9 protein-coding genes and 1 pseudogene are annotated in these 11,793 nt (G+C 57.1%); 5 read left to right on the forward strand and 5 right to left on the reverse strand.

Features of this window, described 5'->3' with window-relative positions:
- Positions 1–48: 48 nt before the first annotated feature.
- Together C5748_RS10180 and C5748_RS10185 are read left to right on the forward strand one after the other, a co-directional pair.
- Complete coding sequence (locus tag C5748_RS10180; protein ID WP_105741829.1) at positions 49–1,407, forward strand: MmgE/PrpD family protein; 1,359 nt, start codon at positions 49–51, stop codon at positions 1,405–1,407.
- 15 nt (positions 1,408–1,422) lie between these two features.
- A complete protein-coding gene (locus C5748_RS10185; protein ID WP_105741830.1) occupies positions 1,423–2,019 on the forward strand; it encodes a glutathione S-transferase family protein in 597 nt (198 codons plus the stop codon).
- Between the two features lie 144 nt (positions 2,020–2,163).
- Here C5748_RS10185 and C5748_RS10190 read toward each other — a convergent pair whose 3' ends face one another.
- The 4 genes from C5748_RS10190 to C5748_RS10205 are packed head-to-tail and all read right to left on the reverse strand — an operon-like array spanning position 2,164 to position 5,892.
- Entirely contained in the window at positions 2,164–2,940 is a 777-nt protein-coding gene (locus C5748_RS10190) for an ABC transporter permease (RefSeq protein WP_105741831.1), read from the reverse strand.
- Entirely contained in the window at positions 2,927–3,748 is an 822-nt protein-coding gene (locus C5748_RS10195) for an ABC transporter ATP-binding protein (RefSeq protein ID WP_105741832.1), read from the reverse strand. Before C5748_RS10195 ends, C5748_RS10190 begins: the two co-directional genes overlap by 14 nt.
- 10 nt (positions 3,749–3,758) lie before the next feature.
- Positions 3,759–4,760, reverse strand: coding sequence for an ABC transporter substrate-binding protein (locus C5748_RS10200; RefSeq protein ID WP_199194753.1), 1,002 nt, complete (start codon positions 4,758–4,760; stop codon positions 3,759–3,761).
- Between the two features lie 49 nt (positions 4,761–4,809).
- Entirely contained in the window at positions 4,810–5,892 is a 1,083-nt protein-coding gene (locus tag C5748_RS10205) for a 4-oxalomesaconate tautomerase (protein ID WP_105741834.1), read from the reverse strand.
- Positions 5,893–5,996: 104 nt separating this feature from the next.
- Between C5748_RS10205 and C5748_RS10210 the strand changes: the two genes are divergently transcribed.
- Positions 5,997–6,893, forward strand: coding sequence for a LysR family transcriptional regulator (locus C5748_RS10210; protein WP_105741966.1), 897 nt, complete (start codon positions 5,997–5,999; stop codon positions 6,891–6,893).
- Between the two features lie 123 nt (positions 6,894–7,016).
- Here the strand turns inward: C5748_RS10210 and C5748_RS10215 are convergent.
- A pseudogene (locus tag C5748_RS10215) lies at positions 7,017–7,178 on the reverse strand (GTP-binding protein); the annotation flags it as partial.
- 302 nt (positions 7,179–7,480) lie between these two features.
- On the opposite strand from C5748_RS10215, the gene C5748_RS10220 reads away from it, so the two are divergent.
- Together C5748_RS10220 and C5748_RS10225 are read left to right on the forward strand one after the other, a co-directional pair.
- A complete protein-coding gene (locus tag C5748_RS10220; RefSeq protein ID WP_105741836.1) occupies positions 7,481–8,641 on the forward strand; it encodes an efflux RND transporter periplasmic adaptor subunit in 1,161 nt (386 codons plus the stop codon).
- A 13-nt stretch (positions 8,642–8,654) separates the two neighbouring features.
- A complete protein-coding gene (locus C5748_RS10225) occupies positions 8,655–11,774 on the forward strand; it encodes a multidrug efflux RND transporter permease subunit (RefSeq protein ID WP_105741837.1) in 3,120 nt (1,039 codons plus the stop codon).
- Positions 11,775–11,793: the final 19 nt, after the last annotated feature.

Genomic DNA, 11,793 nt, shown 5'->3' on the forward strand with positions numbered 1-11,793 from the left:
TGCGCGCTTTGAAAGGCGTGCTCCGCTTCAAGGTTTAGGAGACATTTCATGAGTTTTTCCCACATGCTGGCGGAGCGCGCCTGTGCACTGACCCTCAATTCATTGCCAGCCGAAGCGCTGCTGATAACGCGACGCGCCACTGCAGACACGATCGGTGTTGCGTTTGCCGGATGCCGCAGCGATTTCATCGACGCGGTGGAGGATGTCTGTGAAGTCGGATCTGCCGGCGGCGTGGCAACGCTTTGGGGACGAGGGGAGCGGGCATCCATCCTTCAGGCCGCACTCCTCAACGGAATTTCGGCGCACGCGCTCGATTTTGACGATTGCAGCACCACGATGGGCGGACACCCATCTGCTCCCGTCCTCCCGGCGATACTCGCGCTTGCTGAACAGAAGAAAGCCAGTTTCGGGCAGGTGGCCGAGGCATATGTCACAGGCGTCGAAGTCGAAACACGCCTCGCTCGCGGTCTGCTTCCTCATCATTACGACAAGGGCTGGCATCCAACGGCGACGCTCGGGATTTTTGGTGCGGCGGCAGCAGCAGCACGGCTTCTCAACTTCAATACCGCACAGACGGCAAATTGCCTCGCCATGGCGGTCTCCATGGCGTCTGGGCTGAAATCGAATTTCGGCACACCGGTAAAGCCTCTGCATGTAGGCCAGGCCGCTTACCACGGCTTGCTTGCGGCGCTTCTCACGGAGCGTGGTCTCAACTCGAACCCTGAAGCCTTCGAACATAATTACGGTTTCTTCCGCCTCTTCAACGGTGAAGGTACCTATGACCAACACGCAATTCTCGATGGCTGGGATGGTCCGCTGGAAATCTTGGCGCCGGGTATCGCCATCAAGCAGCATCCCTGCTGCGGAAGCGCGCATTCCGCAATCGACGCAGCGCTCAAGATCGTCAATCGCCATGGTCTTTTCGATGAGCACTCGATCCAGAAGATCGAAATCGAAACCCACGAGCGGCGTCTGGCGCACACCAACCGCCCAATACCCAAATCCGGCCTCGATGCCAAATTCAGCGTTCAGTTCCTGACGGCAAAGGCGCTTGTCAGCGGTCAGATCTGCCTTGCGGATTTTGAGGACGAGGGATTTCTCACGCCGCAAATATCGGCGCTTCTGGCAAAGACGCAAGCCGTCGGACATCAGCAGGCCGATGCTTATCGCGGTACGGTGCGCGTCACGCTGACCGATGGTCGCGTACTGGAAGGTGTCGCGTCAACCCAGTTCGGTCGCGGACCGACCAATCCTATGTCGGACGACGAACTCGAGAAGAAGTTCATCGATTGTGCCCACACACTTCTGGGTGCAGAGGTCGCGTCCAACATATTTCGTGAAATCCAGGCGCTGGTTCCTGATGATCGAATTGCACCGGTCATCGCCCGTTGCGCTGTACAAAACTAACCGGAGGATATTGTGATGCTGACATTATATGGAAGGCGGGACTCCTCGAACACCGCCAAGGTCTTGTGGTTGCTGGACGAACTGACGCTGCCATTCGACTTCGTTTTGACGGGCGGCAAGTTCGGCGGCAACGACGACCAGGATTTTCTGCAGATGAACCCGTTCGGCAAGGTTCCCGTCCTTCGCCACGGCGATGTGATCGTCTGGGAATCCAACGCCGTTCTTCGTTATCTAGCCAGCCTTCAGGATAGCAGTTCTCTCTGGCCGCAGGAGGTAGGAGAAAAGGCGGAAATCGATCGCTGGATGGACTGGTCGTCGATCTCATTGACGCCGCCGCTGACGCGTCTGCGAAAGGCCATGAAAGCTGGTACTGCCGACGATGCGGCCAGACAATCAGCCATGGCTCCCTTTGCTCAGGTCAACGCCTGGCTTGGTAACAACAGGTATCTCGCTGGCGAGCACCTGACATTGGCAGACATGACCTTCGCTCCCTCTGCATATCGATATTGCTTGTTGCAAGACAAGGCCTCGTTACCCAATCTTGAAACTTACGTTGAGCGCCTGAACGAAAACGCAGCGTACCGCCGTCATATCTCGCGGGCATTAACTTGATGGAATTTACCTCATTCTGAGAATCATCAGGAATTAAGAGTTGTAGTGCGGCGACATGAACCAAAGTGGCTGCTGCTCCAATAGTCATCCATATGGAAAGGGGCAGCCAATCCGCCGCCCCTTCCTTGACTGTAAATCGCGTTCCTATGCAGGGCGTTCTTCGCCCGCATTTGGTCGCCAGGTGATCAATTTCTTCTCAACGAAATCAAGTATGAGATCGATGACAAGAACGAAGATTGCCAGGATGATGATGCCAGCAAACACGCCGACGGCATCGAAGTTACCTTCAGAGCGAGCAATCAAGTAGCCGAGGCCCGCCGACGCACCCAGATATTCACCGATGATTGCGCCGACCACTGCAAAGCCGACAGAGGTGCGGAGCGAAGACAAGATCCAGCTTGCGGCAGCAGGGAAGTACACGTGTCGCAGAAGGTGGGCTCGTTTCGCGCCGAGGATGCGAGCGTTCGATAAAACGACCGGGTTCACTTCTTTGACGCCCTGCATCGCATTGAAGAAGGTAACGAAGAACACGAGCGTGACTGCAAGTGCAACTTTAGACCAGAGGCCCAATCCCAGCCACAGAACGAAGATCGGAGCCAGGACAACGCGTGGAATTGCATTGACAGCCTTGATGAAGGGATCGAGAACGCGTGCGACGAATGGGCTTAGTCCAAGCCATACGCCGGCCGCTACACCGAGGCCTGTACCAATCAGATAACCCAGGACTGTTTCGCTCAGTGTGATTCCGACATGCTTGTAGAAACCCGCGTCCGCAATCCACGTGACAACCTGTTTGACGATGTCGAATGGGGCGGGGAAGAAAAAGCGGTCGATTACCCCGGTGGAAACGCCCAGCTGCCAGCCACCCAGAATGACAACCAGAAGCGCAACCTGGATGAGGCGAATGTTAATGGCGTGCATAGCTTTTCTCCACTTCGCCGCGCAGGGATGCCCAAATGTCGCGGTATAGAGTTATGAATTTTGGATCGAGTTTGATTTCCGCGACGTTGCGCGGACGCTCGAGATCGACAGGGAAGCTTTCGATAACGCGGCTTTTCGGACCTGCGGCCAGGACGACAACCCGGTCACCCAATGCGATGGCCTCTTCGAGGTCGTGCGTGATCATCACGACTGCCCTGCGGTCTTCCTGCCAAAGCCTCAAAAGCTCGTTCTGCATGAGGTGTCTGGTGTGGATGTCAAGCGCTGAAAAGGGCTCATCCATCAAGATGACCTTTGGCTCAGTGATGAGAGCCTGAGCCATCTGCACACGTTTGCGCTGACCACCGGAGAGTTGGTGGGGAAAGCGTGCTTCGAAACCTTTCAGGCCAACTTTCTCCAGCCATGCCAGCACCTTGACGCGCCGCTCTGCTTCCGGCATTCCCCTGAACATGAGGCCTAGCTCGACGTTTTGATATGCCGTCTTCCAGGGAAGGAGAGCGTCCTGCTGGAACAGGTAGCCGATGTTGTTTTGAACGCCGTTGACAGCAGCGCCGTCGATAGAGACTGCACCTTTCGCTGGCTTCAACAAGCCTGCGATTGCGTTGAGGATAGTCGATTTACCGCAACCCGTCGGTCCGACGATGGAGAGGAACTCCCCATCGCCGACTTTAAGATTCACGTCCTGAACAGCGACGAACGTACCAAACGCCATCGTGACGTCATCAATTGCCACCATCGATTTGGCTTGAACCTCTACCACTGGCTTTAACTTTCTGATTGTCGAAGACATTGAGAGGTCCTCAGTTCGCAGGTTTCGAAGCCGTGGCCTCGACGAACTTGTTGGTGTAGGTGCTGTTGAGATCGATAGTGGCCTTGGCGACCGCCTCGTTGAAGCTTTTCAAAACCGTCAACGGTGTTTCCAGATCACCTGGTACGAACTTGCCATTTTCCGAGAAGATCGCCTTCGCAGCTTCCACAGCCTTTATGTAGGTTTGCTTGTCGCCAGACACGAAGTCGTCTGGAAGCTTTTCGACGATTTCTTCGGCAGAATGCGCCTTCATCCAGTGCAACGCCTTTACGGTCGCATTGGTAACCTTTTGAATTACTTCTGGGTGCGTATCTATGTATTCCTGGGTGGCATACAGGACGGACGTCGGATAGATGCCGCCGTAGACGTCCTTCGCCCCCTGGTCGCTACGAGCGTCGATCAGGATCTTGCCCAACCCTCGCTCAATGACAATCGTGGCCGCCGGGTCATAGTTTACCAGCAGGTCGATCTTTCCCTGCTGCAGCGCAGCAACGGCTGCCGCGCCAGAACCGACGCCAATGATGGAAATATCGTCTTCACTCAGATTGTGTTGCCTGAGGTAGTAGCGAATGAAGAAGTCGGATGATGAACCGGGCGACGTGATGCCGACTTTTTTGCCCTTGATCGTCTCAGGTTTTGCAGGGTCGAAATCGGTATCGTTCGTGCCAGCGAGAACCAGTCCGGAGTTTCGCGCCAGCATCACGAAGCCGACAACGTGCTTGTTCTGGGCTTGCATCTGGATCGTGTGGTCGTAGAAGCCGACAGCGACATCCGTTGACCCGGCAATAAGTGCCTGTAGAACCTTGGAACCACCTTGGGCAAAGTTTTCGGTTGTGACGTCCAGCCCTTCGTCCTTGTAGTAGCCAAGGCTGGCGGCCACCGGAAAGGGCAGGTTGTTGAGATTATACGATCCAACACTCATTCTTACGGATTCAGCATTTGCCGATGCTGCGAACGCACAAAGCGCCGCGGTTGCTAGCAGGTATTTACGCATAGGGGGCTCCTCCCGGTTGTATACGGTCGTTCTGTTACTTTATTGTCTTTTAAGCTGCGGTTTCGATTGCCGCAGCAGGCTTAGCAAAAGCGTATCCTTCGAAAAGTCGGCGTGCCGTCCTGACAAGACCAGCCGTTATTGCTCCATTTCTCATCTCGAGTTGAACATCGAGACGTCCTGCCGGATGCTCGATCTGTATCTGGGCAGGTACAGCGGGTTGGCCAGCCTGCTCAAACGCCACAGTTCCCTCTGTAACCGCCGCCGTGGCGATGCCGACAGCTCCGGTTGTCGCCAGTGCGGGATGGCACTCATTGGGCATGAAATATCGCACAGACAGAGTTCCGCCCTTGCGCGCTGGCGAAATGAGAACAGGTTTGGGAATAACCATATCGGTTACGTCACCCATTCCCATAAGGACGCCAGCTTTGACGCGGACCTGGGTAAGTCGCTCGATCAACTCGCGATTTTTCGACAGAACTTGCGGCTCTTCATATCCAGTAAGGCCTAGATCGGTCGAACGCATCAGCACTATCGGCATCGCACAGTCGATTGCGGTTACGTCGATGCCGTCTATAACGTCCACAGGCTTGCCCGTGGGCAACAGCTTACCGGTTTTGGCCCCCGCCGCATCCATGAAAGTCAAAGCTATCGGCGCTGCCAGCCCAGGTACCCCGTCAATCGAGGCGTCGCCGAGGTAAATGACTTCATTGCCATGAGTTGGAACCTTGGCTTCAATCAGCTTGCCGGTATTCACGTTGTGAATACGAACGAGCGTATCGTTTCCCTGACCCCGAACAAGGCCCGCCTCGATTGCAAACGGACCAACGGCCGCCAACATGTTCCCGCAGTTGGGCGAATAGTCGACGTACTGGCGGTCCGTGCGAACCTGAGCGAAAAGGTAATCGATATCCGCACCCTTCACGTTGGACGGCCCGATGATCGCGACCTTGGACGTAACGGGATTTCCGCCGCCGATGCCATCGATCTGGAGCGGGTGGCCCGATCCCATTATAGACAAAAGTGCCGCGTCCTTGTCAGCCTGATCATGTGGAAGGTCCGACGCGAGAAAAAAAGGCCCCCGTGAGGTTCCGCCCCTCATCAGCACACAAGGTATCTTTTGAAGATCATTCATGGTCGCCTCAATCTTGCACTTGGTGGATCAATCCATCGATTTGTTGCAATATGAGGAAGGTTAGGTTATTTGTTAAATGCAATTTTTTGGAGGTCTATTGCGATATGAGCATCAATTGTGAAATCTTGGATCTTCGCGCTTTTCAAGCAGTGGTTGAACTGGAGAGCTTCCACAGGGCTGCTGATGCTCTTCATATTTCGCAGCCTGCGTTGACCCGGCGCATCCAAAAACTCGAGCAATCTATCGGGGCACCGTTGCTTGAGCGCACGACACGTCACGTTGCGCCGACTGCTATGGGTCAGGAAGTGATGCCGCTCGTCAGGCGCATGCTTGAGGAGTTCGATGGCTCCTTGTTCGCTATGAAAGATGGCACGCAACGACGCGGGCTCATCACCATGGCCTGTGTCCCTACAGCAGCATTTTACTTTCTCCCGATCGTCATCAGGACGTTTAGCGACCAATATCCTCACATTCGTCTTCGAATTCGCGACCTTACGGCTAACGAAGGCCTTCAAGCAGTGGCGCGGGGCGAGGTGGAGTTTGGAATCAATCTCATGGGCAATTCCGATCCCGACCTTTCGTTTGAGCCGCTCATCGACGATCCGTTTGTTCTTGCAATGAGAAAAGATCACCCTCTGGCAGAGTTTGAAAAGATCCAGTGGAACCAACTTGAAGCTTATCCGCTGGTGGTTGTGGACCGCTCTAGCGGAAACAGAACACTTCTCGACGGTGCGCTCGCGAGGCACAATCTAAAGCTGAACTGGTCCTACGAAGTGACACACCTTAATACATCACTTGGGCTTGTCGAAGCAGGCTTGGGTATCTCCGTTTTACCACGTCTTGCAACACCGCAAGAGGATCATCCCTTTTTGGTGTCACGACCAATCGTCGAGCCTGTCGTATCGAGAACGATAGGCATCGTGCAAAGAAGAAGTAGCACCTTGTCGCCAGCTGCCGAGAAATTTGTGGGGATGCTGTTGAAGACTTGGAAAACACCATAGTTTCAATAGAATGGGCAAGGCGGCGGCGCTTTGCAACTCTATGCGCAGGGCGTACCGAACCCGCAAAACGGTTTCAGCTGACTCCGTTCACGGTGCTCTCGCGGACCCCGCTTTTCCTGTTGCGAGGCCGATTTCTCCATACTCATTGATGATGACGGCCGTGCGCGCCAAATCGGGATGGCGCAGGAGATGGTTGAGCACGGTCGCTTTGCCGCTGCCGAGGAACCCCGTCAGAAGTGAGATGGGAGTGGGTGCGCAGAAGTGTTCAGTTCCAACAGATAACATCCTTGATTCCTAGCGTATTGTTGCGGATCGGTGCCTGCTGCTGCCTCTAAAAGGCAGCTGGCGCAGGTGCCTGCAACTCGATGACGCGCTATCCGATACGAAAACCGAGAGTGATCGCATCCTTTTCGAACGGTCTCTCGGCCTTAGCGTTCTCAACCTCGGGCGCACCAACGACTTATTATCGGCTTTGATTGCGGTCGCCGAAACCGTCGACGTCTCCACCAAATCTCCACCATTTCTCGACGTGGTATCGAAGGGCGCACGTCAGTGAGCGGATGAAAACCTCAACCCGGAAACGTCCCATGTCGCATCGCATTTTGATCATCGCCGTTTTAGTTTGCGTATCTATCCTCTCAGTGTTGTTGATTTTTCGGGGCGGTGCGGTTTCGGGGTCAGAAGGCGCTTCCTCAGATGCGCAAGGTCCCACGCAGGTCACCACCGCCACGCTTGCACCGGAACGCGTCGTTTTAATCGATGAGCTTCCCGGACGCGTGGCCGCCTATCGAAGAGTCGAGATGCGGCCCCAGGTCGGCGGTATAATCAAGAAGCGGTTTGCGGAAGGTGGGACCCAGGTTGAGGCCGGGGAAATCCTGTTTGAAATCGATCCGGCCTTGCTCTTAGCCGATCTCGAAACTGCGCGGGCAGGGTTGACCCGAGCCGAAGGGGCGGTGGAGCACGCGCGACGAGGGTTGGAACGTGCCGAAGCACTCGTTGCAAGCAACGCGACGAGCCGCAAGAATTACGAAGACGCGCGCAATGAACTGGCCACGGCGCAGGCTAACCTCGCCGAGGCCAGGGCGGTTTTTCGTCGCCGCCAGCTCGATCTTGATTTTGCCACCATAAGGTCGCCGATCAAAGGCTATGTCGGGCGCGCGCTGGCCGACGAGGGCGCTCTCGCATCTACTTCGAGTCAGACAGAGCTCGCTGTGGTGCAGGAACTGGACCGTGTGTATGTGGATCTGCGCCTGCCCGCGGCGAAGCTCGATGGACTGCAATCTGCTGCCGAGCAAGGATTAGGTCCGGTCGAGATACTCGACGCGGAGGGCAAACCACACCCCCGTCCAGGTACGCTGGTGCTGTCGGACGTTACGGTGGATACGGGAACCGGCAACGCAACAGTCCGGATTGAGGTGGAAAACCCCGGATTGCGGCTTCTGCCCGGAATGTACGTCCGCGCGAGAATACCACGTGGCCTCCTTCCCGATGCTTTGCTCGTTCCGGAAGATGCCGTCGTTCGCAACGGTGCCGGTGGGGCGCAGATCGTGGTCGTGGCTGGCGACGGGCGGGCCGAACGACGCGACGTGGTCCTGGGCGACGCCATAGGGAGGCGTCTTGTCGTGACGTCGGGCTTGAAGGCGGGCGAGGTAATCGTCATTCGCGGACAGGACCGCCTGCAGGACGGGATGACCGTTACCCCGGTTACCGCCTCGCAAGATGCCGCACCGGCGACCGACAAGCTTTAAAGGTTAGATTATCATGCCACAATTCTTCATCGATCGCCCGGTCTTTGCCTGGGTGATTGCGATCTTCATAGCGTTGGCAGGACTTGTCGCCATTCCGCAGCTTCCGGTGGCGCGTTTTCCCGTAATCGCGCCGCCGAGCATCGGCATCTTCGCGACATATACCGGCGCGACGGTACAAACCGTCAATGACAGCGTGGTCACACCCATCGAGAAGGAACTCTCGAGCGTCAAGAACGTGCTCTATTACGAATCCACTGCCGACTCGACCGGTGGCGCCAACATCATGGTGACGTTCAAACCCGGAACCGACCCGGAACTGGCACAGGTGGATGTGCAGAATCGCCTCAAGAACGCCGAACCACGTCTCCCGGAAGCGGTCCGGCGCGGTGGCGTCAGTGTCGAAGCCGCTGAATCGGGTTTTCTGATGGTCATTACGCTGAAGTCAATCAGTGGCGACACCGAGGAACTGGCTCTTGGTGACTATCTGACCCGCAACGTCAGCGAAGAATTGAAGCGCGTGCCGGGGGTGGGCCGTGTCCAGCAGTTCGGTTCCGAACGCGCCATGCGTGTCTGGGTGGATCCAGCGAAACTGGCTGCCTACAACCTCACCATGGCCGATGTGACTGCCGCCATCACGCGCGAAAACGCTCAGGTTTCGCCCGGCAGGGTCGGCGACGAGCCAACAGTTCCGGGGACGAGGATCTCGACGCCGCTGACTGTGCATGGACAGTTGAACACGCCGGAGGAGTTTGCCGCGATACCGTTGCGAGTGCAGGCCGATGGCTCGCGTCTTCTCCTGTCGGATGTTGCGCGGGTGGAACTCGGCGCACAGACACTTGCTTTCAGTGTCAGCAGCAATGGTAAGCCCGCGGCGGCGGCCGCGATCCAGATGACGCCCGGCGCCAACGCCGTGAGCACCGCAGCCGCGATCGAAAAGCGCCTGGCCGAGTTGCAAACCGCGATGCCGAAGGACATGGCGGTCACGATCTCCTACAACACCGCGCCATTCGTGAAGGTGTCGATCACCAAGGTCATCCAGACGCTGGTCGAAGCCATGGTGCTGGTCTTCCTGGTGATCCTGCTGTTCTTGCAAAAGATCCGCTACACGCTGATCCCAACCATTGTTGCGCCAATCGCGCTTCTGGGCACCTTTGCGGTGATGATGGCTGCGGGGTATTCGATCAACATGCTGACCATGTTCGGCATGGTGCTCGCCATCGGCATCATCGTCGATGATGCCATTGTCGTCGTCGAAAATGTCGAGCGGATCATGTCCCGGCAGGGCTTGTCGCCGAGGGACGCCACCCGTCAGGCCATGCGCGAGATTTCAGGCGCCATCGTCGGTATCACACTGGTTCTGGCCGCTGTCTTCATTCCAATGGGGATGGCCGGCGGTTCCGTCGGCGCAATCTATCGCCAGTTCACCATATCAATGGCGGTTTCGATCCTGTTCTCCGCCTTCCTCGCACTGACACTGACACCCGCACTCTGCGCTACGATCCTAAGGCCTGCGAACAGTCATGCCAAGAGTGGGTTCTTTGCGTGGTTCAACAGAAAGTTCGATGCCCTGACCGCGCGCTACACCGGTGTCGTCGGCTGGATGTTACGGCGTGGCGGGCGGATGTTGGCCATCTATGCCTTGCTGCTGGTGGCCCTGGGCGTTGGTTATTCACGGGTAGCGACGTCGTTCGTGCCGGAAGAGGATCAAGGGAATTTCATGGCCATGTTCGAGCTGCCGGCCGGCGCCACCGCCGAACGTACGCGCGAGATCGTCGCAACATATGAAGCGCATACCGCTTCCCGTCCCGATATTGTCGAAAGCATCGTCATTCTGGGGTTCGGCTTTTCCGGCTCTGGTCCCAATGCTGCGCAAGCATTCACCAGCCTGAAGGATTGGAGCGAGCGCAAGACGACGGTGAACGAAGAGATCGCGGCAGCCGAGGCCGCGATGGCGGATATCCCCGAAGGCACGGCGATGATCATGAAGCCCCCCGCCATCGAATCGCTGGGCACCACGTCTGGCTTCGCGTTGCGGCTGGAGGACCGAGGCAATTCCGGTCCGGCAGCGCTGAAGGTGGCCGAGAACCAGCTGATCGCGCTGGCATCTGAAAGCAAGTTGCTTACCGGAGTGATGACGGAGGGCCTGCCCGATGGGCAGAGCATAGCGCTCAGGATCGATCGTCAGAAGGCGCTGGCGCTTGGGGTCCCCTTTTCGGCGATAAGCGACATGATTTCGACGGCGATTGGATCGAGCTACGTCAACGACTTTCCCCACAAAGGCCGGCTTCAGCAGGTTGTGGTGCAGGCCGACGCGCCCGCCCGGATGCATGTCGAAGATGTACTGCGTCTCCAGGTGCGCAACATTGACGGCGGCATGGTTCCGTTGTCCGAAGTCGTTCAGCCTGTCTGGGAAACCACGCCTCTGCAACTGTCGCGTTACAATGGATATCCAGCTGCTCGCATCTCAGGCTCGGCTGCGCCGGGGGTGTCCAGCGGCGTGGCGATGGCCGAGATGGAGCGTCTGGCTCAACAGCTGCCAAAGGGCTTCGCGCTGGAGTGGACCGGGCAATCGCTGCAGGAAAGACAATCCGCGGCACAGGCGCCGATGCTCCTGGCCGCCTCGATGCTGGTCGTATTCCTCGTGCTCGCGGCACTCTATGAAAGCTGGTCAATCCCGCTAGCGGTCATGTTGGTCGTGCCGCTGGGTGTGCTCGGCGCAGTTCTGGCGGTACTGGCGCGTGGGATGGAGAATGACGTGTTTTTCAAGGTGGGCTTGATCACCATCATCGGGCTTTCCGCCAAGAACGCCATTCTGTTGGTCGAGTACGCCCGGCACCTGCGGAATGAAGGAATGAGCCTCTACCGGGCGGTGCTGCAGGCATCCCGGTTGCGGCTTCGGCCTATCCTGATGACCTCGCTGGCCTTCATCCTGGGTGTCGTACCGCTGATGATCGCACGCGGCGCCGGCTCTGAAATCCAGAATGCGATCGGAACCGGCGTGTTTGGCGGGATGTTGTCCGCGACGTTATTGGCGGTTTTCTTTGTGCCGGTGCTTTACATTGCCGTCAGTCGATTGACCACGCGAAAATCATGGGAGAAGAACCTGAGGAAAAACACGGTCCCAGCCAAGTGAACATTTGGAGACATTGTTT

This window comes from Phyllobacterium phragmitis (genome assembly GCF_002980495.1).
In the GTDB taxonomy this organism is placed as follows: Bacteria; Pseudomonadota; Alphaproteobacteria; order Rhizobiales; family Rhizobiaceae; genus Paramesorhizobium; species Paramesorhizobium phragmitis.

Bases quoted from the DNA above. Each gene is read 5' to 3' on its own strand.
- C5748_RS10210 (WP_105741966.1), top strand. From the start codon at position 5,997: ATGAGCATCAATTGTGAAATCTTGGATCTTCGCGCTTTTCAAGCAGTG.
- C5748_RS10225 (WP_105741837.1), top strand. From the start codon at position 8,655: ATGCCACAATTCTTCATCGATCGCCCGGTCTTTGCCTGGGTGATTGCG.
- C5748_RS10195 (WP_105741832.1), bottom strand. From the start codon at position 3,748: ATGTCTTCGACAATCAGAAAGTTAAAGCCAGTGGTAGAGGTTCAAGCC.
- C5748_RS10205 (WP_105741834.1), bottom strand. From the start codon at position 5,892: ATGAATGATCTTCAAAAGATACCTTGTGTGCTGATGAGGGGCGGAACC.
- C5748_RS10200 (WP_199194753.1), bottom strand. From the start codon at position 4,760: ATGCGTAAATACCTGCTAGCAACCGCGGCGCTTTGTGCGTTCGCAGCA.
- C5748_RS10185 (WP_105741830.1), top strand. From the start codon at position 1,423: ATGCTGACATTATATGGAAGGCGGGACTCCTCGAACACCGCCAAGGTC.
- C5748_RS10190 (WP_105741831.1), bottom strand. From the start codon at position 2,940: ATGCACGCCATTAACATTCGCCTCATCCAGGTTGCGCTTCTGGTTGTC.
- C5748_RS10220 (WP_105741836.1), top strand. From the start codon at position 7,481: ATGTCGCATCGCATTTTGATCATCGCCGTTTTAGTTTGCGTATCTATC.
- C5748_RS10180 (WP_105741829.1), top strand. From the start codon at position 49: ATGAGTTTTTCCCACATGCTGGCGGAGCGCGCCTGTGCACTGACCCTC.